Source organism: Methylosinus sp. H3A, assembly GCF_015709455.1.
GTDB lineage: Bacteria > Pseudomonadota > Alphaproteobacteria > Rhizobiales > Beijerinckiaceae > Methylosinus.
The window spans coordinates 819,779-842,809 of sequence record NZ_JADNQW010000005.1 but is presented as its reverse complement, the minus strand read 5'-3'; the positions used below and the strand labels follow the sequence as shown (position 1 = coordinate 842,809).

At 66.1% G+C, this 23,031-nt stretch carries 19 protein-coding genes and 1 tRNA gene; 9 read left to right on the top strand and 11 right to left on the bottom strand.

Features of this window, described 5'->3' with window-relative positions; translation table 11 throughout:
• Positions 1–32: 32 nt before the first annotated feature.
• The gene (locus IY145_RS07045) at positions 33–2,270 is read right to left on the bottom strand and encodes a carbohydrate porin (protein ID WP_196407550.1); all 2,238 of its coding nucleotides are present in this window, start codon (positions 2,268–2,270) and stop codon (positions 33–35) included.
• A gap of 853 nt (positions 2,271–3,123) precedes the next feature.
• Here IY145_RS07045 and IY145_RS07040 point away from each other — a divergent pair.
• The 4 genes from IY145_RS07040 to IY145_RS07025 all read left to right on the top strand — a co-directional run bounded on the left by IY145_RS07040 (position 3,124) and on the right by IY145_RS07025 (position 6,629).
• Positions 3,124–4,539 carry a circularly permuted type 2 ATP-grasp protein gene (locus IY145_RS07040; protein ID WP_210332748.1) on the top strand — a complete coding sequence of 472 codons (1,416 nt, stop codon included), beginning with the start codon at positions 3,124–3,126 and terminating at the stop codon, positions 4,537–4,539.
• Positions 4,540–4,581: 42 nt separating this feature from the next.
• Positions 4,582–5,523, top strand: a complete 942-nt coding sequence (locus IY145_RS07035) for an alpha-E domain-containing protein (protein WP_196407548.1) — start codon at positions 4,582–4,584, stop codon at positions 5,521–5,523.
• A 48-nt stretch (positions 5,524–5,571) separates the two neighbouring features.
• Positions 5,572–6,393 carry a transglutaminase family protein gene (locus tag IY145_RS07030; protein WP_196407547.1) on the top strand — a complete coding sequence of 274 codons (822 nt, stop codon included), beginning with the start codon at positions 5,572–5,574 and terminating at the stop codon, positions 6,391–6,393.
• 151 nt (positions 6,394–6,544) lie between these two features.
• Positions 6,545–6,629: transfer RNA gene (locus IY145_RS07025), tRNA-Tyr, on the top strand.
• A 42-nt stretch (positions 6,630–6,671) separates the two neighbouring features.
• Here IY145_RS07025 and IY145_RS07020 read toward each other — a convergent pair.
• Positions 6,672–9,155, bottom strand: a complete 2,484-nt coding sequence (locus IY145_RS07020) for a bifunctional diguanylate cyclase/phosphodiesterase (protein WP_196407546.1) — start codon at positions 9,153–9,155, stop codon at positions 6,672–6,674.
• Between the two features lie 271 nt (positions 9,156–9,426).
• Here IY145_RS07020 and cobT point away from each other — a divergent pair, with 271 nt between their 5' ends.
• Complete coding sequence (gene cobT, locus IY145_RS07015) at positions 9,427–11,337, top strand: cobaltochelatase subunit CobT (RefSeq protein WP_196407545.1); 1,911 nt, start codon at positions 9,427–9,429, stop codon at positions 11,335–11,337.
• 522 nt (positions 11,338–11,859) lie between these two features.
• Here the strand turns inward: cobT and rpmB are convergent.
• Together rpmB and IY145_RS07005 are read right to left on the bottom strand one after the other, a co-directional pair.
• Complete coding sequence (gene rpmB / locus IY145_RS07010) at positions 11,860–12,153, bottom strand: 50S ribosomal protein L28 (protein ID WP_196407544.1); 294 nt, start codon at positions 12,151–12,153, stop codon at positions 11,860–11,862.
• A gap of 177 nt (positions 12,154–12,330) precedes the next feature.
• Positions 12,331–12,732, bottom strand: a complete 402-nt coding sequence (locus IY145_RS07005) for a nuclear transport factor 2 family protein (RefSeq protein ID WP_196407543.1) — start codon at positions 12,730–12,732, stop codon at positions 12,331–12,333.
• A gap of 154 nt (positions 12,733–12,886) precedes the next feature.
• Between IY145_RS07005 and IY145_RS07000 the strand changes: the two genes are divergently transcribed.
• The 4 genes from IY145_RS07000 (at position 12,887) to IY145_RS06985 (ending at position 16,052) form a co-directional block, all read left to right on the top strand.
• Positions 12,887–13,120, top strand: coding sequence for a hypothetical protein (locus IY145_RS07000; protein WP_196407542.1), 234 nt, complete (start codon positions 12,887–12,889; stop codon positions 13,118–13,120).
• Between the two features lie 234 nt (positions 13,121–13,354).
• Positions 13,355–14,245 (top strand): NAD(P)-dependent methylenetetrahydromethanopterin dehydrogenase, encoded by an 891-nt coding sequence (locus tag IY145_RS06995; protein ID WP_196407541.1) that lies wholly within the window; start codon positions 13,355–13,357, stop codon positions 14,243–14,245.
• A 183-nt stretch (positions 14,246–14,428) separates the two neighbouring features.
• Entirely contained in the window at positions 14,429–14,938 is a 510-nt protein-coding gene (gene fae / locus IY145_RS06990; RefSeq protein WP_196407540.1) for a formaldehyde-activating enzyme, read from the top strand.
• A 76-nt stretch (positions 14,939–15,014) separates the two neighbouring features.
• Positions 15,015–16,052 carry a hydantoinase/oxoprolinase family protein gene (locus tag IY145_RS06985; protein WP_196407539.1) on the top strand — a complete coding sequence of 346 codons (1,038 nt, stop codon included), beginning with the start codon at positions 15,015–15,017 and terminating at the stop codon, positions 16,050–16,052.
• A 1-nt stretch (position 16,053) separates the two neighbouring features.
• Here the strand turns inward: IY145_RS06985 and IY145_RS06980 are convergent, their stop codons facing one another.
• The 7 genes from IY145_RS06980 to IY145_RS06950 all read right to left on the bottom strand — a co-directional run bounded on the left by IY145_RS06980 (position 16,054) and on the right by IY145_RS06950 (position 23,020).
• Complete coding sequence (locus IY145_RS06980; RefSeq protein WP_196407538.1) at positions 16,054–17,643, bottom strand: ATP-binding protein; 1,590 nt, start codon at positions 17,641–17,643, stop codon at positions 16,054–16,056.
• A gap of 215 nt (positions 17,644–17,858) precedes the next feature.
• On the bottom strand, positions 17,859–18,425 hold the full coding sequence (locus tag IY145_RS06975) for a DUF4337 family protein (protein ID WP_196407537.1): 567 nt from the start codon (positions 18,423–18,425) through the stop codon (positions 17,859–17,861).
• A 78-nt stretch (positions 18,426–18,503) separates the two neighbouring features.
• A complete protein-coding gene (locus tag IY145_RS06970; RefSeq protein ID WP_196407536.1) occupies positions 18,504–19,073 on the bottom strand; it encodes a DUF447 domain-containing protein in 570 nt (189 codons plus the stop codon).
• A 34-nt stretch (positions 19,074–19,107) separates the two neighbouring features.
• The gene (locus IY145_RS06965; protein ID WP_196407535.1) at positions 19,108–20,505 is read right to left on the bottom strand and encodes a DUF6513 domain-containing protein; all 1,398 of its coding nucleotides are present in this window, start codon (positions 20,503–20,505) and stop codon (positions 19,108–19,110) included.
• Positions 20,498–21,067 (bottom strand): flavoprotein, encoded by a 570-nt coding sequence (locus IY145_RS06960; protein ID WP_196407534.1) that lies wholly within the window; start codon positions 21,065–21,067, stop codon positions 20,498–20,500. Before IY145_RS06960 ends, IY145_RS06965 begins: the two co-directional genes overlap by 8 nt.
• Positions 21,064–21,861 (bottom strand): aspartate kinase, encoded by a 798-nt coding sequence (locus tag IY145_RS06955; RefSeq protein ID WP_196407533.1) that lies wholly within the window; start codon positions 21,859–21,861, stop codon positions 21,064–21,066. The genes IY145_RS06960 and IY145_RS06955 overlap by 4 nt, the downstream gene beginning before the upstream one ends.
• Positions 21,842–23,020 (bottom strand): (5-formylfuran-3-yl)methyl phosphate synthase, encoded by a 1,179-nt coding sequence (locus tag IY145_RS06950; protein WP_196407532.1) that lies wholly within the window; start codon positions 23,018–23,020, stop codon positions 21,842–21,844. Before IY145_RS06950 ends, IY145_RS06955 begins: the two co-directional genes overlap by 20 nt.
• Between the last annotated feature and the right edge of the window lie 11 nt (positions 23,021–23,031).

Genomic DNA, 23,031 nt, shown 5'->3' with positions numbered 1-23,031 from the left:
TTGTAGAACAATCGGCGACGGCGCCCAAATCTTCAAAACTGCGCGTGCAGCCGCAGGCCGAAGATATTGATCGGCCCGCGCGCGGCATTATGCGCGGGATTGCCGATGAGCTGATAGTCGAGCGTCAGCTCGACGCCGTCGCGAACATTGTATTTGTAATAGGTCTCCAGCACTTTTTCGCCGGCGTAGGAGAGGCCGCCGTCGCCGATATAGACGCTGGTTCCGCCGAGGTCGAAATAGCTCACGCGCGGGCCGGCGAGGCCGGAGAACACCATGGCGCCGCCGATCTCGTCCTTGTCGCGGCCCCAGAGCGCGCCGGCCGCGGTGAAGCCGGTCGAGAGCGAGCGGTCTATGTCGGTGTAGTCGACCGTCTCGAAGCGGCCGTCCGACATGCTGGCGCGCAGGAAGAAGCCGATCTCCTTGGAGAGCTGCTGCTGCACATTGACGCCGCCGCCGACTTTGACATGGCGCTTGCGAATCCATGGATTGTTCACATCCGGCGGAAAACTGCCGGCGAGATAAGCGAAGTCGATGGCGTTCTGCACCTTGGCGAGATTGCCATTGTCGGCGAAGGCCAGGAATTTGATCACGCCCGGCTGATCGAAGAGATCATAGCGCGCCTCGAATTCGGCGACGCCCATGAATTGGCGGCCGATCTGCGGCTCGATAGAGGGGCCGTTCGGAATTTCCGAGAGCTGGAACAGGCCGCCGCGCGCGGTCCACCAATCCTGCTTCCACTCGAGCGCGGCGCCATAGGTGTAGCCCCAGGAATCGGCGGCGTAGTCGAAGGCGCCGAGCGTGTTCACGCCGAAGTTCAAGAAGCCCGTCGTCGGGTCGTGGGCGTATTTATTGTCGTCGAAAATATCAGGCACGCTGAATTTGCCGATGGTGAGGATCAGCCGATCCTTGTCGACCTTGCCGGAGAGCTGGTTCTGCGTCGATTCCAGCACTTCGTTGAAGGAGCCCGTCTCGGGATCCTCGACCTTCTCGCCGCCGTCGAGACCGATGATCTGGCGCAGGAAATAACGCTGGAAGCGCATATAGGGGGCGGCGCGTCCGACTTTCGCGACGGCGCCGTTGACATAGGAGGCGGCGCCGACGGAATTGGCGAGGCCATAGCCCATGTCGATCTCCGGATTGAGATAGACGGCGGCGCCGCGCCACAGCCGCATGCCGAAGAAGAGATTGCTCGTCGTGCCCGCGTCGGCGAGGCCCTTGGGCGGAAAGCTGTGCGAGCCCGAGTAGAGCGCCGGGAATTTGGGATAGCCCTGCAGCACGGCGGTCGTCTGGCCGTGAAAGCTGTAGCGCTCCTCGTCGTTCTTCGACTTCTCGTCGTTCTTTTCTTTTTCTTTTCCCTTGTCCGCGCTTTTCGCTTTTTCGGCGCCGCGTTTTTTCGCTTCGGCGTCCTTGCTCGGGGACTCGTTCCCGCGCTCGTCGGCTGTCTTGTCCTCGTCGCTCCTCGCTTCGTTCCCGCGCGCTTCGTCCTGCGGATCGAAACGATAATTCAGGCCGAGCCGCAGCACATGCGCTTCGCTGCGCTGGCGCGCAGCGAATTGAAACGAGAAATTATTGTCATAGACGCGGTTCTGCAATTGCTGGTTCAGATAGACATATTCTAGCCGCGCGGAGAGATGGTCGTAGAGCGCATATTCGACGCCGGCGCCGACGGCATATTTCATGCGCGAGGATTTCGAGACCGGCGCGAAGAAGAGGCCGAGCGGCCCCGCGTCATAGAAAACGAGGTTCGACGCGCCGCGCCCGCCGCCGGCCGCGACGCCGCCGGTCGCATAGAACAGCGTGCGGTCGACGGCGTAGCCGAGGCGGGCGCGAATGCTGGCGAAATAATCGCCGTTCTCGTCCGATGTCAGCCCATAGGCGGTGATCCCGAGCGGCCGATAGGCGGCGGGCGCCGGAAAGACGCCGGTGGAGGCGCGGCGAAGCCCCAGAAAATTCAGATCGGTTTCGAGCCCATAGACCCAGGGGCCGTGCTGCCAGTCATAGCCGATCTGCGCGCCGAAGCTCGCTCCGGCGCGATCACGATTCGGCGCGGGGAGATCGAAGGCGCGGCTCGTGAAGCCGCTGCCCGCCTCCAGCGCGCCGCCGCTCACTATCGGAAGGCCGGCGCCGGCGTTCAATCCGATATGCAGCCCCGCCCAGGTGAAAGCGGGCGGGGCGCTGGTCTCGGACGGCTTGTCGGCGGCCGCCGACGGGCTCGCGCAGCTGTACGCGAGAGTCAGCGTCGCCAGAGTGGCGAGGCATTTGGGCTTCATCGGCTCGTCGTCGGTCTCTTACGCGATTCGTATATTGGCAGAGTTTCTTGTCGCACGCGCGAAAGCGGAAAACGTACGAGCGCGACCGTTACAGTTCAGCGACATGAAACTTTGATGACGCGAATGGACCGCGCCGGCGGAACGGAAAGCGCGTCGTATCGCGCGATATGACGGCGGAAGCTTCGAGGGCGACTCTGCGCGTCCTCGTCCTCGCCGCGGCCGAATTCTTCCGCCTGCGAGCCCCAGAGACAAACGGGCCGGTGGGAGGCGGGGTCGATCGTCCAGGCGGCGGCGGGCCTGCGGCGTCCAATGATGCGCAGGTTACCGAGGTCCGCCGGCGCGGCGACTGGAATGATTGCGCCTCCGCGGCGCGCAGAGCGCATGCGGAGGGAGGGATAGGGGCGGGGGAAAATCATCATCGCTCTCGTCCTTCTGGCCGTTGTCGCGGCCGAAGGCGTGAGCGGGCGCGGGTGGGAGCCTCAGGCTCGGGCGACGCCTCTCACGCGGTCCTTGCGGCCGCGGGTTTCTTTCGAGTGCGGCGCGGCGCGCGCAGACGAGGCTGCGGCGACGGCGCCATAGCGGCTACTGCCCATGAGTCCTTCGCAAGGGTCGGTTGAGTCGTGCGACCGAAAATCGCGCCGACGGTTTTGCTTCTGATCCGCGTCGCATGGCTTGTCAACGATTATCGGACTAGAAGATAGAGTGAGCGGGCTTGCCATCGGCGACGCTTTCGTCATCTGGCTCGCTTCTTGCCACGCCTTGTCACAAAGGCGCAGCGCCGGCGCGAGCGGCCGTTCGCCGAAACCCGAGGGAGAGCGAGAACGTGCTTTCGAAGGTGGCGCAATTCGACGAAATGAGCGGTGTCGACGGGCTGATCCGCCTGCCATACGAAAAGCTTTCCAAATGGCTGGCCTCGGTCGAGCCGGAATTCCTGGCCTCGCGCCGGGCGCAGGCCGAATTGCTGTTTCGGCGCATCGGCATCACCTTCGCCGTCTATGGATCGCAGGAGGCGACCGAGCGGCTCATCCCCTTCGACATTCTGCCGCGCATCATCGCGCGCGCCGAATGGGCCCAGCTCGAGAAAGGGCTGATCCAGCGTGTGAAGGCGTTGAATCTGTTCTTGGCCGATCTCTACGGCCCCGGCGAAATATTGAAGGCGGGCGTCGTTCCGTCCGAGCTCGTCTATCGCAATCCCGCCTTCCGGCCGGAGATGGCCGGACGCCGCGTGCCGCATGATATTTTCGTGCATATCGCCGGCATCGACATCATCCGCACCGACGATGACGGCTTCTTCGTGCTGGAGGACAACGCCCGCACGCCGTCGGGCGTCTCTTATATGCTGGAGAATCGCGAAGTGATGATGCGGCTCCTGCCGGATCTCTTCGCGCTCCACCGCGTCGCGCCGATCGAGAATTATCCCGATCAGCTGCTCGCCACGCTGCGCTCCGCCGCGCCGCGCGGAGCGGGGGCCGATCCGGTGAGCGTGCTGCTGACGCCCGGCCAATATAATTCAGCCTTCTATGAACATTCCTTCCTCGCCGACAAGCTCGGGATCGAGCTGGTCGAGGGGCGCGATCTCTTCGTCAAGGACGACGTCGTCTTCATGCGAACCACGGAGGGGCCGCGCCGGGTCGATGTGATCTATCGCCGTCTCGACGACGACTTCCTCGACCCGCTCGCTTTCCGCCCCGATTCCGCTTTGGGCGTCGCCGGTCTGATGGGCGCCTATCATGCAGGCAATGTGACGCTCGCCAATGCAGTCGGCACGGGCGTGGCCGATGACAAGGCGATTTACACCTATATGCCGGAGGTGATTCGCTTCTATCTCGGCGAGGAGCCGCTGCTGAAGAACGTCCCCACCTGGCGCTGCCGTGAGAAGGAGGCGCTTCGCTATGTTCTCGACCATCTGGACGAGCTGGTGGTGAAGGAGGTCAATGGCTCCGGCGGCTATGGCATGCTCGTCGGTCCCCACGCCACAAAGGCGCAGATAGCGGAATTCGCCGAGAAGCTCGCCGACAATCCCACAAATTTCATCGCCCAGCCGACGCTCGCGCTCTCCACCTGCCCGGTGTCGGTGGCGAGCGGCGTCGCGCCCCGCCATGTCGATCTGAGGCCTTTCGTGCTCTATGGCCCCAATGGCGCGAGCGTGGTGCCCGGCGGCTTGACGCGCGTCGCCATGACGGAGAATTCTCTCGTCGTGAATTCCAGCCAGGGCGGCGGAACCAAGGACACATGGATCATCGACGACGCGCCGCTCGCGCGCGCATGACGAATTCGCAGTAAGAACAGCGCGCCGAAACGACGGGATCTCATGCTCTCACGCACCGCAGACAACCTCTTCTGGCTGGCCCGATATATGGAACGCGCGGATTTCCTCGCGCGCATACTGCAGGCGTCCAGGCGCCTCGCCACGCTTCCCCGCGCCTATGGCGGCGTGGAGACGGAATGGGAGAGCGCGCTGCTCTCCTCCGGCGCCGCGCCCGCCTTTCACGCGGCGGGGCTGACGGTCGACGAGGCCAATGTCACGCAATTCCTGGCTTTCTCGCCGGATAATCCGAGCTCGATCCGCAATTGCATCGAGCTCGCGCGCGTCAACGCCCGCGCGGTTCGCACAGCGCTCACAGTGGAGATGTGGGAGGCGATCAACGGCGCCTTCCTCGAGCTCAAGGCCTTCGAGCAGGCGAGCCGCTCCGCCGAGGAGGTGACGCGCTTTCTCGATTTCGTGAAGCAGGTCTCCGCCGCCTATGACGGCGGCGCGCATCGGACCATGCTGCGCAACGACGCCTATTGGTTCTCGCGCGTCGGCCTCTATCTCGAGCGCGCCGACAATACGGCGCGCCTGCTCGACGTGAAATATCACGTGCTGCTGCCGGAGACGGAGGCGGTCGGCGGCTCGCTCGACTATTTCCAATGGACGGCGATCCTGCGCGCCGTCTCTGCTCACACCGCTTATCATTGGGTCTATCGTGACAGTCTGAAGCCCTGGCTCGTCGCCGATCTCCTGATCCTGCGGCCGGAAATGCCGCGCTCGCTGATCGCCTGTTATGAGAGCGTGGTGCAGAACCTCGACCGTCTCGGCAAATCCCATGGCAAGCACGGGCCGGCGCAGCGTCATGCGCGGACCGTGTTCGGCCAGCTCGAGCATGCCACGATCGAGAGCGTCTTCCACAATGGGCTGCACGATTTCATCCAGGTTTTCATCGCCGATAATCAACGGCTGGGGGCCCTGGTGTCGGAGCAGTATCTTTTCTAGAATGCCGCTCGTCGGAGCGACGCCTCGAAGCTCCCTTTGCGGTGCGAGATGCATATAAGAGTCAGGCGCGAGACGATCTATCGATATGCCGAGCCCGCCAAGGCGGCGATTCAGAAACTGGCGCTGACGCCTCGCAATTACGATGGTCAGCATGTTCTCGACTGGCGGATCGACGTCGATCGCGACTGCCGGCTGCGCGCCTGCGAGGACGCCTTCGGCAATGTCGTGCATAACATCTATGTCGAGGGGCCGCTCGAGGCGCTGACGACTGTGGTGGAGGGCGCGGTCGAGACCTTCGACACGGCCGGCGTGGCGCGCGGCGCCATCGAGCGTTTTCCCCCTGAGCTCTATCTGCGTGAGACGCCGCTGACCGAGGCGGATCAGGCGATCTACGACTTCGCGGCCGAGGCGAGCTCGCGGCCCACAGATGCGCTGTCGAAGCTTCACGGTCTGGTCGGCGCGCTGCACGAGGCGTTGGTCGTCGAGGAGGGGCCGGCGAGCGGCGCCGTGGCTGCGGCCGACGTCTTCGCGCGCCGCCGCGGCGCGGCCCAGGATTTGGCGCATGTCTTCATCGCCTGCGCGCGCAGCCTCGAGATTCCCTCGCGCTACGTCTCCGGCTACGCCCTGCGCGCCGACGCCGGCGCCGCCGTCCACGCCTGGGCGGAGAGCCATATACCGGGGCTCGGCTGGGTGGGTTTCGATCCGACGCGGGGCGCTTCTCCGGACGAGACCTATGTGCGCGTCGCCGTCGCGCTCGATCATTTGGGCGCGGCGCCCACCCGCGCGGCGCACACAGGCGGCGGCGAGGAGACGATGGAGGTGCGCGTGAGCGTCGCCCGCGCGCAGAGCCAGTTCCAGAGCCAGTCCTGAGCCGACGGGGGGCGGCGACGCCCTGGTCGTTTTCGGCTGTCATTTTCAGGTTGACAGCGGGGGAGCAAATTCCCCATATGCGCCTGCTTCACCGGCCTCTCGCGAGGCCGTCGCTCGCGGGACCGTTCTTTTCAGGATCCGTCGAGAAGCTGGGGGAATGTCCCGAGCGGCAAAGGGGGCGGACTGTAAATCCGCTGGCTATGCCTTCGTAGGTTCGAGTCCTACTTCCCCCACCATTTCCGTGGCTACAGCCGTCGGCGCGGTGAACGCGCGCATTCTCACGCCGCGCTCGCGTCCTCTCCCCATCGCTCGCCGGGGTCGGCGAGCATGCGACGCATCTCGGCGGCCGGGGCCGGGCGGCTGAACAGGAAGCCCTGCATCTGTGTGCAGCCTTCTTCGCGCAGACGCGCCAATTGCTCGTGTGTCTCCACGCCCTCGGCCACTGTCGCGACGCCGAGGCACTGCCCGATCCCCGCCACCGCGCGCACGATCGCCCCGCATTCGTGATTGTCGGGCAACTCCTTCACGAAGGAGCGGTCGATCTTGATCTTGTCGAAGGGGAAGGAGCGCAGATAGCTCAGGCTCGAATAGCCGGTGCCGAAATCATCCATCGATATGCACACGCCGAGGCTGCGCAATTGGTGCAGCACGGCGAGATGGGCCTGATTTTCGGCGAGCAGCACCGATTCGGTGATCTCGAGCTCGAGCCGCTGCGGCGCGAGGCCGCTCGTCGCCAGCGCCGACAGAACCGACGCCGCCAGCGCGCGCGAGCGGAATTGCGCGGGCGAGAGATTGACGCAGACGCCGATCGGCTCCGACCAGCTCGCCGCCTCGCGACAGGCCTCGCGCAGCACCCATTCGCCGATCGGCGTGATGAGGCCGGTCTCCTCGGCGAGGGGGATGAAATCGATGGGCGGAACCGAGCCGCGGGTGGGATGGAACCAGCGCAGCAAAGCCTCGGCGGCGACGATGCGGCCCGATTCGATATCGATGAGCGGCTGGTAATAGATCTGGAACTCGCCGACGAGGAGCGCATGGCGCAGATCCGCCTCCAGCGTGCGCCGCACGAGGATGGAGGCCGCCATCTCCGGCTCGAAGAAACGATGCAGGCCGCGCCCGTCGGCCTTGGCGCGATAGAGCGCGATATCGGCGTTCTTGAGCAGAATATCGGCGTCGCCGCTGTCGATCGGCGCAACCGATATGCCGACGCTCGCGCCGACGGTCGCCGCATGGCCGTCGATCTCATAGGCGAGGCTCACCTCCGTCACGATACGTTCGGCGAGCCGGTCCGCCTCCGGCGCTCCGGCGCCGAATTGAACGATGGCGAATTCGTCGCCGCCGACGCGCGCCACGATATCCCCCGGCTCCAGAGTGTGACGCAGCCGCTCGGCGACGGCGATCAGCAGCCTGTCGCCGATCGGATGGCCGAAGGCGTCGTTCACATCCTTGAATCCGTCGAGATCGAGATAGAGCACGGAAAGGCGATCCTCCGATCCCTCGAGCCGCTGCAAGCCTTCCGTCAGGCGCATGCGGAACAACACGCGATTGGCGAGGCCGGTCAGCGGGTCGTGATGGGCGAGATGGGCGATGCGGGCGGCCTGCTCGCGCTGCTCGGTGACGTCGACGATGGCGAGCAATATCGCCGGAGAATCGTCGAACATGATCTCGCGCGCGTAATTCTGCACCTTTATCGCGCGCCCATCCGCGGTGCGATTGGCCCAGACGCGGTCGGAGGGACGCCGATTCGCCGGATTTTCATGGGCGATCGTCACCGCCGGCCATTCCTCCTCCGCATAGAGATCGAACAAGGTCGAGCCGAGAAAACGCTCGCGCGGATAGCCGTAATGGGCGACGGCCGCGTCATTGACGGCGACGATGCGCAGGCTCTGCGGGTCGTGGACCCACATGGGCATGGGATTGCTCTCGAACAGCAGACGGAACGAGGCCTCGCGCGCCTTGAGCGCGGTGATGTCGGTGAGCGTCACGCCGATGAGATCGCCCATAGGCGCGGCGGAGAGCCGCAGATGCAGAACGCCGCCGTCCGCCGCGCGATGCGAGACCTCGAATGTGTCGTGAATCGCCGAATGGAAAATGGTCGAGAGCCGCTCGAAGGCTCCATTGGCCATCCACGCGGGGACGATCTCGCTGAGGCGTCGCCATTGGAGGTCGCGCTCCGCGCCGCCGAACAGGCGGCTCGCGCTGGCGTTGAGGCTCACAATGTCGAAGTCGACGATGCGGCGTCCGGCGTGGACGGCGGCGAGCGTCGCCAGCCCGTCGTCGGTCGCGCGATAGATCGCGTCGACGAGATCATATTTCGAGGCGCGCTCGCGCGCGAACACCAGAAACAGCGTGACGCCCCAATGGCTCGAGAGCGGAAAGGCGACGATCTCGCGGGTTCGCACCAGCCCGTCGCGAATGCTGCGCGCGATCGTCGCGGCCGGCGTCCGGCGCGAGCGCGCCGCTTCGAGCGCGTCGCCGATGGCGTCACGGAAATTGCGTTCGAGTCCGTCGATCGGCAGGCCGCGCAGCGACGCGCCCAGCCAGGCCTCGAAGGCGCCGCCGCCATAGAGAAATTCGAACGCGCCATCGTCCCGGCGCCCGGCCAGAGCCACATCGTCGGCGAGCCGGCCGAGGCTGCCGAGCGCGATCTGCTCATAAGGCGGCAAGCCTCCGGCCGGAGCCTCGACCTGCCAAGTGAAACAAAGCTCGTCCACATCGCGAAATTCGGTGACGACGCCATATTGGGAGGCGATCTTATACATGGCTCGACTCAACTCCGCTGGCCGTTGGCGCGCGAGAGAATGACTTGAAGCTTTGAAAAAACAGTAAAATTTTCAACAGCTTAGATGAAAATTGCGTCACCTGGTCGTCACAAGTCTGGCGAAGTCATTGATACACAACGAGAAAATTGCCCATCGCGTGGGTCGCCGCGCGATTTCGCCTTCCTCTATTTTCATAACTCGCGATCCGACTTAGGCTATATAGGCTCGTTCGCCCGGAGGCGGGCGGAGAGCGGATATCGAACGGACTCCCATGGCATCCAATCGCAAAGCAGCCACGCCGAAGGAGGCTCCGCAGGAGCCGTTCAAGCGCGCCGTCGCCGGCGCGATGCGCGCCATGGCGAAACGCTCGGAGCTGGAAGTGTCGTTTTCGCCGGAGCGCGCCGCGCTGCTCGGCGCCGACGACAAGGCCAAGGCGCGCCTGCCGGAGCCGCCGCGCAAGCTCACCGCCCATGACGCCGCCATCGTGCGCGGCCACGCCGATTCGATCGCCCTGCGCCTCGCCTGCCATGACGAGGCGATCCATCGCCGCGTGCAGCCACAGTCTCCCGACGCCCGCGCCGCCTTCGACGCGCTCGAGCAGGCGCGCGTCGAATCGATCGGCTCCCGCCGCATGGACGGCGTCGCCGCCAATATCGGGGCGATGCTCGACGATCGCTATCAGCGCGCGCGCTTCTCCGAGATCGACTCCCGCGAGGACGCGCCGCTCGAGGAGGCTCTGGCGCTCATCGCCCGTCAGCGCCTCACCGGCCTCACGCCGCCGGCCCATGGCCAGAAGGTCGTCGATCTCTGGCGGCCTTGGATCGAGGAGCGCGCCGGCGCCGATCTCGACAAGCTCGTCGGCGCGCTGGAGAATCAGCGCGGCTTCGCCCAGCTCGCGCATCGTCTGCTCGCGGCGCTCGAGCTCGAGGGCGAGAGCGCCGGCGGCGAGGAGGATTCCGAGGAGCCGAGCGAGGACCAGCCGCAAAATCCCGACGAGGCCGAGGGCGAGGAGACCGAGGAGGAGAAGCAGTCCGGCTCCTCCGAGATGGAGACCGCGACGGCCTCCGAAGAAGCCCTCGAAAAGGGCGAGAGCGAAGCCGCGGACGTTCTCGACAGTGAAATGCTGGAGGAGATCGAATCCGGCGACATAGACGAGGCGATGGAGACCCGCCGGCCGCAGGTCACCTCCTCCGACCGCTCCGGCGGCGAATACAGGGCCTATACGACCCGCTTCGACGAGACGGTGAAGGCCGAGGAGCTCTGCGACGCCGAGGAGCTCGACCGGCTCCGCTCCTATCTCGACAAGCAGCTCCTGCATCTCTCCTCGGTCGTGGGACGGCTCGCCAACCGCCTGCAGCGTCGTCTGATGGCGCAGCAGAACCGCGCCTGGGAGTTCGATCTCGAGGAGGGGATGCTCGATCCCGCGCGCCTGCCGCGCGTCGTCATCGATCCGCAGCAGCCGCTCTCCTTCAAGCGCGAGAAGGACACGAATTTCCGCGATACGGTGGTCACGCTGCTGCTCGACAATTCGGGCTCCATGCGCGGCCGGCCGATCACCGTGGCGGCGACCTGCGCCGATATTCTCGCCCGCACGCTGGAGCGCTGCGGCGTGAAGGTGGAGATTTTGGGCTTCACCACCAAAGCCTGGAAGGGCGGCCAGTCGCGCGAGACCTGGATCGCCGATGGCAAGCGGCCCAATCCCGGCCGTCTCAACGATATACGCCACATCATCTACAAGGCCGCCGACGCGCCCTGGCGGCGCGCGCGCCGCAATCTCGGCCTGATGATGCGTGAGGGCCTGCTCAAGGAGAATATCGATGGGGAGGCGCTCGACTGGGCGCATCGCCGTCTGATGGCGCGCCAGGAGCAGCGCCGCATTCTGATGATGATCTCCGACGGCGCCCCGGTCGACGATTCCACTCTGTCGGTCAATCCGGGCAATTATCTCGAGCGCCATTTGCGCCATGTCATTCAGGAAATCGAGACCAAATCGCCGGTCGAGCTCATCGCCATCGGCATCGGCCATGACGTGACGCGCTATTATCGGCGCGCGGTGACGATCGTCGACGCCGAGGAGCTCGGCGGCGCGATGACGGAGAAGCTCGCCGAGCTGTTCAGCGAGAACGCCGCTTCCGCGCCGCAGCGCGCCGCGCCGCGTCCGCGGGTTCTCGCGACGTCTTGAGTGGTTCACCGGAATGGTGAACAAGTTTAAATCGCGTTAATTTCGTAACCAGCGCTCAACCGCGCCGAAACGAGAGTCGGCGGGGAACCTTCAGGGCGGCTGTTGCATTAATATTTCGGCGCGACCGTCGTGTGCGCGTTCAAGTGACGATCGGACGTCCGAGCGATTGGCCCGTCCGGGAGTGACGAGGGAGTTGCGTATGATTTCCTTTGGCAAAGTTCGAAATGCGGGATTGCCCGCGGCGTCTCACGAGCCGCTCGACGTCCAGAGGGTTCTCTGCGTCGCCGCGATCTTCTCGCTGGCCTCCCTTCCCCTGCTGCTCAGCGTAGCTTTGTCGATCTGGGGCTGACACGCCCCCAGAGCGATTGTCGGCGCGCGTCTGGGGGCTCGCGTCGGCAAGGGCGGCTAAAACGGGCAAGACCCCGCGCTCGCTTCGGGCGCGGGGTCTATTTTTCAAATGGTGACGCAAAAAGGGAGCGAGCCTTCAGGCCCGCGGCGAGAGCGCTCGCCCGGAAACCCCTATCAGGCCGTCGCGACGGCGAGCTTCTTGACGATCTCGCGCTTCAGCGCGCGGGCGTCGTCCGAGAGCTCCGTGTCGCGCGCCTTGACGAGGAAGGCGTCCAGCCCGCCGCGATGCTCGACCGAGCGAAGCGCCGCCGCCGAGACGCGCAGCCGCACGGAGCGCGCGAGTGCGTCCGAGGCCAGCGTCACATTGACCAGATTGGGCAGAAAGCGGGTGCGCGTCTTGTGATTGGAGTGGCTGACGAGATTGCCCGTCTGCACGCCTTTGCCGGTCAGTTCGCAACGGCGGGACATGGTCTTTTCCTTTCGATCGGCGCAGAGCGCGGAAGCCGCGCCATTCGATGGCCGTATGACATGAAAACCGCACAAAGGCTACGCGCCCCGGGAGGCGAGCCCTTGGTTGGGCGGACTTATAGAGGCTCGGGCGCTGGAACGTCAACAGGGATGTCGCGTTCCTGGCGCTTTCCCCGCTCAGTGCAGCGAGCGGGGCGACGTCTGCGGGGGCGGCTCGCTCTCGACCATCAGCGGGCTCGCTTGATGATGCACCAGCCGCCAGGCGCCGTCGACGAGGCGGAAGCAATTGGTGGCGACGAGCGCCGCCTGGCCGACAATCTCTATGCAGACGATGCGTCCGTCCGCGCCGCTGATCAGCGCGCGCTCGCTGCGGCGAAGAACGGGATCTTGCATAGGGTTGCGCAGAATGTCGCGAAACGAGGCGAGCACCTGCTCGCGTCCGAAGATCGGCGGCCATCCCGGATGGATGCAGCAGATTTCGTCATCGCCCCAGATCGCCGCCATCCCGTCCAGATCGGCGGCGACGAAGGCCCGGTAATAAGCGGCGTTGGCCGCGAGAAGAGACGCTTCGTCCGACATGGGCGGCGAGAATGCGCCGAGGTCGAGTCGAAGGCAATGGGAGAAGCGGAAAACTGGACGAAAGCCGCCGCGCCTCTCGACCCTTGACGTCGCCGGGCGCCGCCCGATTTCCCTTCCTCGGGACCGCATCGCGGCCTGTGGAGGGGGAAGGTCCATGAAAATTGGCGGCTTCGCGATCGTCGTCCTCGCCGGCGCGTTCATCGCCGCCGCTCCCGCTCAGGCGAAGCGGCCGAGCTACCGTCCGGCCTATGCGCCGCCGCCCGCCGCCCCCGTCTATGTCGCGCCGGCCGCGCCGGTCCGATCCGCGCCGGTCTGGGGCGCCGACGGCTATCGTTTCGATCCGCCGGCGGGAGCCGCGCCCTTCGCGCCTTCGCCCTACGGCTATTGAGGCCTTCGGCCTGCATCGGCCGCCTCGGCCGACGCGTCCGGCCAAGGACAATAGGCTGGACATTCGCCCCGTTCTGCGGTCTATGCGTCTCGCCATTCGAGACCGGGGCTCCGCCCGCGCCCGCCGTCCCGGGATCGCTCATCCGAAAGCTGCCTCGAGCTCGGGCGTCACGCAGGCGCTGCGCGTTCGCGCGCCGGAACGCTGAAGAACGGACAGAAAGGTTAGGAATTTCCCATGGCCGCCAAATCGATCCTTCATATGTTGAGCACGCTGAAGCATATGAGCCCGTTCGACGTCAACATGGCGCTCGACGCGGGCTTCGACGCGGCGATCCCCTACACGAATGTCACTCTGGACGAGGTGACCGCGCTGGTGCAGGACGCGATGTTCTCCCGCGCGCCGTCCGCCGCTCTGCGCACAGGCATCTTCTTCGCCGGCCGCGACGCCATTCTCGCGCTCGACATGCTGGACGCCGCCCAGAAGGCGCTGCTGAAGCCGTTCGAGATTTCGCTCTTCGCTGACCCCTATGGCTCCTTCACCACGGCCGGCGCCATGGTCGCCTTCGTGGAGAAGGTGCTGCGCGACAAGAAGGGCCGCGAGCTCAAGGGCGCGAAGGTCGTCGTCTATGGCGCGACCGGCGTCGTCGGCTTTTCCTCCGCCGTCATCGCGGCGCTCGAGGGCGCCGATGTGACCATCGTCGGCTATAGCGGCCTCGAGCGTGTCTCCGCGCAGGCGCAGGAGATCGAGACCCGATTCGGCGTGAAGGTGAAGCCGGCCGACGGCAGCAAGCCCGAGCAGGTGCGCGAGCTTCTCATCGAGCACGAGATCGCGCTCTGCGCGGCGCGCGCCGGCGTTCAGGTGCTCTCCAAGGATGATCTCGCGGCGGCCAAGTCGCTGCTCATCGCCGCCGACGTCAACGCCGTGCCGCCGCTCGGCGTCGAAGGCGTCAAGCTGCACGACAAGGGCGTCGAGCTGCCTTCCGGCGCGCTCGGCATCGGCGCGCTCGCGATCGGCGACATCAAATACGGGACGGAGGCCGGCCTCTTCAAGCAGATGACCACCTCCGACAAGCCGCTGTGCCTCGACTTCCGCCACGCCTTCGCGCTGGCGCGCAGCCTCCTCTGAGTAGCGCGCAGGACGGTTTCGTCCCGACGGTTTCGTCCCGAGGGTTCGTTTCCCGACGGTTTGTTTCCCGACTTGCCGCTGTCACCCGAAAATGATTGATGACGGCGGCGCGTCTTCGACAGCGCGACGCCCGAGAACGGCTCGGAGTATCCGAAGCGACATGTCGATAAGAAAGAAGAGAAAATGGCCCTCATCAACAAGCTCATGATCGGCGAGTCGCTCGTCGGCGAAGGCAATGAAGTCGCCCACATCGACCTGCTGATCGGACCGCGCGGCAGCGCGGCCGAGACCGCTTTCGCCAATGCGCTGGTCAACAACAAGGACGGCTTCACGACGCTGCTCGCCGTCGTCGCGCCGAACCTGCTGGCCAAGCCGAACACGATCCTCTTCAACAAGGTCACCATCAAGAACGCCAAGCAGGCCGTTCAGATGTTTGGACCGGCTCAGGCCGGCGTCGCCAAGGCCGTCGCCGATTCGGTCGCCGAAGGCGTGATCCCGCTCGCCGAGGCCGATGACCTGTTCATCTCGGTCGGCGTGTTCATTCATTGGGAAGCCAACGACGACAAGAAGATCCAAGAGTACAACTATCAGGCCACGAAGGAAGCCATCGCGCGCGCCATCAAGGGCGAGCCGAAGGCCGCCGAGGTCGTCGCCAAGCGCAACGACGTCAAGCATCCTTTCGGCGCCAACTGACGGCTTCGTCCGAGGCTCGAGGATTATCGGGGGAGCCGTTCGCGGCTCCCCTTTGCTTTTTAAAAAGAGAGCGAGTGTGACGAGCGTCATCGGCTTCGACATAGGCGGCGCGCATCTGAAAGCCGCGCGCGCCTGCGACGGCCGGATCGTCGAGGTCCTGCTGCTGCCGTGCAATCCGCATTATGGCGTCGCGCGGCTCGAGGCCGCGATAGAGGAGGCGGTCGCCCGCCTCGCCGCCGCCGAGCGTTTCGCCGTCACTTGTTTCGCCGTCACCATGACGGCCGAGCTTTCCGACGCCTTCGAGACGCGCGCCGCCGGCGTCGCGACGATCGCCTCCGCTGTCGCGCGGCGCACGAAAGGCGCCGAGACGCTGTTCTATGCGGGCGAGGCCGGCTTCCTTCCCTTCGCCGAGGTCGGTGCCGCCGCGCAGGCGATCGCATCCGCCAATTGGCGGGCGAGCGCGGAGCTGGTGGCGCGGCGCATTCCAGAGGCGCTCTTTGTCGACATGGGCTCGACGACGACCGATCTCGTGCCCGTCTGCGGCGGCCGCGTGAGCGCTCTGGGCGGCGGCGACGCCGAGCGGCTCGCCAATGGCGAGCTGGTCTATACGGGATTGTCGCGCGGCGATCCGCTCGCCGGCGTGACGCAGGCGCCCTTCGCCGGCCGCTGGACTCCGCTGGCGCGCGAAAATTTCGCGACCATGGCGGATGTTCGCCGCGTGCTGGGCGATCTCGCCGAGGACGCCGACGCCGAGCCGACCGCCGATGGGCGCGGCAAGAGCGTCGCCGAATCGATCGCCCGTCTCGCGCGCCTCGCCGGCCGCGACGCCGCCGAGGCCTCGCCCGCGCAATGGCGCGCCTTCGCGGCTTACCTCGCGCGCGCGCAAATACGGTCGATCGAGGATCAAATCGCTCTGCTGCGCTCGCGCGGCGCGGTGGCGGAGGACGCGCCCATCGTCGGCGCCGGCGTCGGCCGGGCGCTCGTCGCGCGCCTCGCGCTGTCCCAGGGTCGCGCCTACCGCGATGTCGCCTATTTCATCGATGCGACGCCGCAGGCCACGACAGCCGCCGCCGATTGCGCGCCGGCCTGCGCGGTCGCTCTGCTCGCAATATGACCTAGCCGGCGGCGGCGGTCCGCGCCAGCAAGGCGCGCACCCGCTCGGTCAATTCCTCGAGCGTGAAGGGCTTGCGCAGAATTTCTATGTTGGACGCGAGATCGAGGCTGTCGAGCGATTTGCCCGCATAGCCGGTGATGAGCAGGATCGGAAGCTCTGGCCGAGCGGCGCGGGCGGCTTCGGCGAGCTGGCGTCCGCTCACGCCCGGCAGGCCGACATCTGTGACCAGCAGGCGCAAGCTTTCCCCCGACTCGAGCACCTTCAGTCCGGCGATTCCGTCATCCGCCTCTATGACGTCGCAGCCCATCTCCTCGAGCGTGTCGGCGATCTGGAGGCGCACCTCCAGCTGATCCTCGACGAGCAGGGTTTTTCCGCATGGCGCGGCGGCGCATTCCTCGCTCGGCTCGTCGAGCGCTACGGCGCTCGCCGGCTCCGCGGCGACGGCCGGCTGGTCGCGTCCCGGCAGATAGATTCGCACGCTGGTCCCTTGGCCCGGCGCGCTGTCGATGCGCACGAAGCCGCCCGATTGCTTCGCGAAGCCATAGATCTGCGACAGGCCGAGGCCGGTGCCGCGCCCGGTCGGCTTGGTCGTGAAGAAGGGCTCGAAGACATGCGCCAGCACATCGCGGCTCATGCCGGAGCCATTGTCCTTCACCGTGATCTCGACATAATCGCCGGGCGTTATGTCCGGATCGGAGGGATCGGCGGCGAGCCGGCGATCGGCCGTCGCGATCTCGAGCACGCCGCCGGCCGGCATGGCGTCGCGCGAATTGATCGCGAGATTGAGCAGCGCGCTCTCGAGCTGCGAGGGGTCGCAGACGACATTGCGCCGGCAGCGGCCGAGACGCAGATCGAGATCGATGCCGCCGCCCAGCGTGCGCCGAAGCAAATCCTCGAGTTCGACGACGAGCTTGTCCGGCTCGATGACGCGTGGCAGCAGCGTCTGGCGGCGGGAGAAGGACAGCAGCCGATCGATGAGACTGGAGGCGGAGCTCGTCGCTTTGCGTATCGCCGCGACGGCGGGGCCGATCTCCTCGGCGCGGCCGCGCGCCAATTGGCGCTCGATCACGCCGACCGAGCCGGTGACGACTTGCAGCACATTGTTGAAGTCATGCGCTATGCCGCCGGTCAGCTGGCCGATCGCCTCCATCTTCTGCGAATGGACCAGACGCGCCTCGCTCTCGCGCAGAGCGGCGTTGGCCTTGCGCAGCTGCTCGGGCGAGGGAAGCGCGAGAAAGCTCGGCAGCCACCACCACAGAGCGATCGACGTGCCGAGAGAGACCATCGCGGTCACCGCTTTGACGATTCCCTGCACGCCATAGACCGGCTTCCACAGCGTAACGACATCGAGCCAATGAGTGGCGCCGCAGAGCAGGATGAAAGCGGCGAACAGCCACAACAAGGGGCGAAACACGAGGTCGGAGCGTCTCTGCCCGATGATGACCAGCGCCAGCGGGATGGAGAAATAGGCCAGCGCGATCAAGCCGTCGGAGATCGCGAAAAGCCAGATCAGTCCCGGCTCCCAGAGGAGGCAGAAACCATGCGGCGTCAGATTGTCGACGCCGAAGAGCCATTCGCTCAATGCAGACATTGGAGGCACTCCTCCACCGGAGAGATTGCGATGGAGACGGAAAAAACAACCCACGCTCGCAAAGCGGCGAAATGGCCTCGGCCGGGCGTCGCATGCGCAAAAAATGAGACAAGTCGACGAAATTGCGAACGAAAACTCGGCAATGCGCGGATTTCAGGCTGGCTTCGGCCGGGCGGCCGCGGCGCTCCGCCGCGGGCCCGGCCGTCCTCTCACGCTCAGATATAGGCGTAGCCGGCCAGGACGACGCCCGAGGCGGCCAGAGCGAGGCCGGAATACCACGGCCATCTGCTGCCGCGGGTGATGATCGCGATCGTCGCTATGGCGATGGCCGCATGCAGCAGCGTGACCGCCATCGTCAGAATGTGATGGCGATGCTCGTGATGCTCGGCCTCGTGCAGATGCTCCTCGACCCGATGCTCCAGCCCCTCGGCCTCGGTCTTGATCGCCTTGCTCTCGTCGTCATAGCGCTTGGCCTCGCGGCCGAGCGGCTCGGCCTGCGGGCCGCCCTGCCGCGCCGCGACCTCGTTCACGCTCTTCTTGATGCTCTTGGCCTGGAAGAAGGCCCATTGGTCGCTGGCCTTGCTTTGGCTGAGCGCGGCGGCGTTCTGCGCGCCGAGCGTGGCGGCCGTCTCGATCGTCTCCAGGCTGCCGATGGTCGCGGCGATCACCGCGAATATGGCGATCGTCATCGAGACCTGCGTCATGAAGGGCGTGCCTTCATGGGCCACATGCTCGGCATGTTCCGCATGCTCGAGATGTTCTGTCGTCATAGCTTCGGACATGGTCCATCCTTCGTGAAAAATTGCGTCGAAATTCGCGCGCGGGGCGCTGCGCCGTTCCGCTCCCGAAGGGCGAATCGGTCATTCCGACTGTGTTTGAAGATAAGCCTCGATCTTGGCTGTCACCAGCTCCCACGCCTCGCGCTCGGCGGCTCCGGCCGTCTTGTCGATCGCGATCTGGAGATAGGCCAGTTCTGTGTCGATTTTTTCTCGGGGCAGCATGCCGAGCCGCGTCGCGAGGATGGCGGCCTCGACGACCGCGGACTGGGCGCGGTTGAACCCCAAAAAGGGCTTGTGGGAGACGATTTTTCTAATACGGCAGAAAAAACGCGGGCGCTGCTGATCGGGCTCGTTGCGCGCGACTTCCAGCTCGGCGTGCGAGAGGGCTGCGGTGAGGCGCGCGGCCGGCCAGCCGGGGACGGCCTCCTGCGGCCAGTCGCTCCTGCCGCAGACGCAGCCGGCGAAAATACGCACATCGTCGATGAAGCTCGCGGTGGCGAAGGGCGCGGCCTCGAGATTGGCCAGCGTCGTCGAGGGGCGGAAGGGCGCGATGACCCAGAATTCGTCCTGCTCGATCAGCCCCAGAGGCGCGATATGCGTCTGGCCATTGGTTCCGACCGTGGTGACGATGCATTCGCGGATCATGGGCATCGGCTGCTCCTATTCGCCAATAGCGCTCGCAACTTCATCGATCCCGCGCCTTGCGCAGCGTGTGGCCGGCTTCACGCTGGCGCGTTTCATCCTCGCGCGATCTGTCCAAAGCGCAGCCGAAGTCCAGAGGCTCGTCCTGCCGATAGCGCTTGCCTAGACGAAAAGCGATTTCCGCCTTCATGAGTTCCGCGCCGAGATAGAAGGCGTGGGCTCCGTCCTTCTCGACGCCGAGCTCTGGAAACAGCGACATGGCGTCCTGCGCGACGCGATGAAAGCCGCGCGCATAGATGTGAATCCCGTCCTCGGCGACTTCTATGCGGAAATTCTCGTCACGCAGCTCGCGCGCGAGCTCGGCGATTTCGCTCGGGGTCGCGGCGTAGGGCCGCTTGTCGTGGACCTGCAGCAGCGCGTCGCTATAGCCTTTGGGCAGAGCGCGATCGGCGCGGGCGGCGTAGAGCATGCGCCGCGCGGCGTCATGCTCCTGCACGGTGCGGCGCGTGTGCGGGCTCACCTGCACGGTGAGCAGATGGCGAATGTCGAGCTCTGAGCACAGACCCAGCAGCACAGCGGTCACGCCCGAGGAATCGGCGTCGGTCAATTCGGTGAGATTGCCCGTGCCCATCATGATCTCGGCCTGCGGCTCGCGGCGCCGCGTCTCCACATAGCGCTCGATGGAGGCGGCGAGGCCGAAGTGAATGGGATCGAGGATCGGGTCGAGAATATAGGAGATTCCTCGGCGCTCCGCGATGCGCGCGGCGCGCTGCAGCGAATCGAGATCGCCATGCGGATTGGCCACGAGAATCGGAACGAGCGGTGAATGATCGGGCAGGAGGGAGAGGCTGTGCTCGTCGAGGCTGAGCAGATGATCCGCGCCGGCGCGCGCGCCGCGCTCCAATTCCTCGCGCTTCGCCGAATCGAGGCTGACGGCGAAGCCGCGCTCTTTGAGCGCTCGAATCGTCTCCTCCATATGCGGAAAGGGCGTGTCCGGCAGGCAGCCGAGATCGATGACGTCGGCGCCCGCCTCGCGCAGCATGGTCGCGCGCGCGATCACGTCGTCGACGCTCATGATGGAGGCGTCGACGATCTCGGCGAAAATGCGCATGTCGTGGCGCGTCAGATCGGCCTTGCCGCCGCGCTTGCCGAGAAAAGCGGGAAGATCGGCGATCTCCTCCGGCCCACGCTCGAAGGGCGCGCCGAAGGCCTCTGCGAGAGCGGAAAGATCGGCGCGGCAACGGCCGGGCAATATGACGCGATCGGCCTCCAGCGGGCGCGGCAGGCGGCGCAGGATGATCTCCTGCGTCATCAGCGCCGCGACCTTCACGCCAATGTCGTGGATGCGCCAGTCCCTCGCCTCCTCGCCGAAGCCCGCCAGCATGCGCTCGAGGCGCGGCAGGGCCAAATGGCCGGTGAGGAACAGCAGGCGCTCAGACATTCCCGATCGGCTCCCGAGCGGAAAGCTCGCGGCGCCTTCGCTCGACGGCCTCGTGCAAAGCGGCGAGGCTCTCGGCGACCTGCGTCGATTCGAAGGATTTGAGCTTGTCGGTGTTCTCGAGGTCGATGCGGCGCGGATAGACCATCACCTTGCGGTCGGGCGCTTGCGTCTCCAGCTCCGGCGCCGTGTCGCAGGCGAAGACGACCGTCGGCACACGGCATTTGCCGGCCTGGGCGAACACATTGGTCGCGAGATTGTCGGAGATGCCATAGACGAATTTCGCGACCGTGTTGGAGGTCGCCGGCGCGACGATCAGCGTGTGATAGGCGTTGTGATAGAAGCCGCCGACCGGCGCCGCGCTCGCCGTCGTGTCGCGAAAGACGCGGACATGATCGGGCATGTCGTCGAGCCGGTGCTTATACATGCGGATCACTTCGGCCGCCGCCTTGCTGACGAAGAGATCGACATGGTCGAGCGAGCGGATGATATCGAGGCATTCGGTGAAGAAATGCCCCGAGCCGGTGAGCGCCCAACCCCACCGCGGCGTGACCACCTTTTTCATGATGCGATGCTTTGCTCTCTGGTGAAATCGAAGGACGCGCCGGGAATGGCGCCGCGCGCGAGACTTTCGTCCGCCTCGCGCAACGCCGCGGGGCCGGCGATGAAGACGTCGAGCCCTCGCGCATGATGCGCGAAGCAGGGATCGACGATCGGTTGCTTCGGCGGCGCGTCACTACCCTCCCCGTCAGGGGGAGGGTCGGACCGTGAAACGGTCCGGGGTGGGGTGAGCCCCGAGACTCGGGGCGTCACCCCCTCCCGATCGCCTTCGGCGCTCGACCTCCCCCCTCCAGGGGGAGGTGGAAACGCCCTCTGGGGGAGGAAATCGACGCTCTTTATCAGCAGCAGAGCGCTTGCTCCCGCTTCGCGCGCATACCAGGCCGCGAGACTGTCGGACGTCATCTCCCAGCTCTGCGGAATCTGGGGAGCGGCGCGCGTCATCGCAACCGGGCGCCAGATGGCCGCGGCGCCGCGCCGATGCGCCGCCTCGGCCTCCTGCGGCGTCGAGACGGGGACGAGCTGCGGCTCGAGGTCGCAAAGTGCGCGCCCATATTGCTCCATGGCCATGATCGCCATCTCATGCGCGGCTTCGTCGGAAAAGCGCAGCGTCTCCTGCGCGCGGCGCACGGCGTCGGCGAAAGGGCCGCCGCCGGGGACGATCGTCAGAGGGCCGGCGTAGCGCAACAGCGCCGCGAGCCATTGGCGCAGCACGGGCGAGGCCGAGAGGCTCCCGCCGAGCTTGGCGACCAGATGGCGCGCGTCAGCTTTTGGGCGCGCTTCAGCTCTTGGGCTCGGCATCGGGGAGGCCCGGAAAGAGGTGATGGACCTTGGCGGTCTCGGCCTGGCGCTCGCGGCGGATGCGCACGCCGACCGCGCCCGGCGCGACATCGAGCTTCTCCACCTGCACATTCACGCCCTGCACGCGCTCGTGCCGCAGCACCAGCTCGGCGAGGCGCTCGGCGATCGTCTCCACCATCTCTATATGGCCGGAGGCGAGGATCATTTTGATCGCATCCATGATGACGTCATAGGAGAAGACATTGCGCATGTCGTCGCCGCCGGCGGAAACGCGCGTCACATCCACATCGACATTGAAGCGAACGCGCTGCGTGCGGCCGCGCTCGAAATCATAGGCGCCGATCTCGACCGGAATGACGAGGTCGCGCACGAATATGTGATCGATCTCGCGGCTGCGCTCGCGGCTCTCGAGATAGCCGCGTCCGACGACGAGCGACCAGTCGACATTGGCGGCGAGCCGCGCGCCTTTTGCGTCCGAGCGCGTCGGGCCGCCGGGGATGAGGTCGCGAATCAGCGCGACGGCTTGCGCGTCGATCGCGTTCTTGCGGTCATGGCCCGCGCAGAGCGCGCCGCGGAAGCCCAGCACCTCGGCGCCCGTCACCAGCAGACGTGGCACGTCCGGCGCCTCCAGCGAGCCGGCGAGGCCCGCCTCGAGGCCGAGCGCATGGCAGCGCTCGACGAAGGCGGAGAGTGCGCCAATGTCGAAATGCTCGAGCAGCCGGCCCTTGCCTTTATGCGCGGTGTCGAGCAGCGCGCCGGCGAAACCGGCGCGGGCGAGGCGCGGCAGCAGCTCCAGATCCGGCCCGAGATCGGCGAAGAGGACGGAGACCAGCCGCATGCGCTGCGCGAGAGGCGCCAGCGCCTCGATCAGCGCCTCGGCGTCCGGCGTCGCGGGCAGAGCGAATTTCACGAAAGCGACGCCGAGCGCGGCGGCCTCCTCTATGGCGCGTCGCGCCAGCTCGGGGTCATGCGAGAGCTCGACGACGGCGCTGACCGGACGCCGTCCGGCGACGGCTGCGACGATCGCGGAGATATCGGCCAGGGGCAGGGCCCCCAGCGCGCCGCGGGAGGCGTCCTTGCAGTCGATGACGTCCGCCCCTCCGGCCAGAACGATCTCGGCCTCGGCCACGCAGGCGACGCTCGTCAACATCAGGGTCATTCACTTCGCTC

Excerpts from the sequence above, each read along its gene's own strand:
- IY145_RS07045 (WP_196407550.1), bottom strand. The coding sequence starts at position 2,270 with ATGAAGCCCAAATGCCTCGCCACTCTGGCGACGCTGACTCTCGCGTAC.
- IY145_RS07040 (WP_210332748.1), top strand. The coding sequence starts at position 3,124 with ATGAGCGGTGTCGACGGGCTGATCCGCCTGCCATACGAAAAGCTTTCC.
- IY145_RS07035 (WP_196407548.1), top strand. The coding sequence starts at position 4,582 with ATGCTCTCACGCACCGCAGACAACCTCTTCTGGCTGGCCCGATATATG.
- IY145_RS07030 (WP_196407547.1), top strand. The coding sequence starts at position 5,572 with ATGCATATAAGAGTCAGGCGCGAGACGATCTATCGATATGCCGAGCCC.
- IY145_RS07020 (WP_196407546.1), bottom strand. The coding sequence starts at position 9,155 with ATGTATAAGATCGCCTCCCAATATGGCGTCGTCACCGAATTTCGCGAT.
- cobT (WP_196407545.1), top strand. The coding sequence starts at position 9,427 with ATGGCATCCAATCGCAAAGCAGCCACGCCGAAGGAGGCTCCGCAGGAG.
- rpmB (WP_196407544.1), bottom strand. The coding sequence starts at position 12,153 with ATGTCCCGCCGTTGCGAACTGACCGGCAAAGGCGTGCAGACGGGCAAT.
- IY145_RS07005 (WP_196407543.1), bottom strand. The coding sequence starts at position 12,732 with ATGTCGGACGAAGCGTCTCTTCTCGCGGCCAACGCCGCTTATTACCGG.
- IY145_RS07000 (WP_196407542.1), top strand. The coding sequence starts at position 12,887 with ATGAAAATTGGCGGCTTCGCGATCGTCGTCCTCGCCGGCGCGTTCATC.
- IY145_RS06995 (WP_196407541.1), top strand. The coding sequence starts at position 13,355 with ATGGCCGCCAAATCGATCCTTCATATGTTGAGCACGCTGAAGCATATG.
- fae (WP_196407540.1), top strand. The coding sequence starts at position 14,429 with ATGGCCCTCATCAACAAGCTCATGATCGGCGAGTCGCTCGTCGGCGAA.
- IY145_RS06980 (WP_196407538.1), bottom strand. The coding sequence starts at position 17,643 with ATGTCTGCATTGAGCGAATGGCTCTTCGGCGTCGACAATCTGACGCCG.
- IY145_RS06975 (WP_196407537.1), bottom strand. The coding sequence starts at position 18,425 with ATGTCCGAAGCTATGACGACAGAACATCTCGAGCATGCGGAACATGCC.
- IY145_RS06970 (WP_196407536.1), bottom strand. The coding sequence starts at position 19,073 with ATGCCCATGATCCGCGAATGCATCGTCACCACGGTCGGAACCAATGGC.
- IY145_RS06965 (WP_196407535.1), bottom strand. The coding sequence starts at position 20,505 with ATGTCTGAGCGCCTGCTGTTCCTCACCGGCCATTTGGCCCTGCCGCGC.
- IY145_RS06960 (WP_196407534.1), bottom strand. The coding sequence starts at position 21,067 with ATGAAAAAGGTGGTCACGCCGCGGTGGGGTTGGGCGCTCACCGGCTCG.
- IY145_RS06955 (WP_196407533.1), bottom strand. The coding sequence starts at position 21,861 with ATGCCGAGCCCAAGAGCTGAAGCGCGCCCAAAAGCTGACGCGCGCCAT.
- IY145_RS06950 (WP_196407532.1), bottom strand. The coding sequence starts at position 23,020 with ATGACCCTGATGTTGACGAGCGTCGCCTGCGTGGCCGAGGCCGAGATC.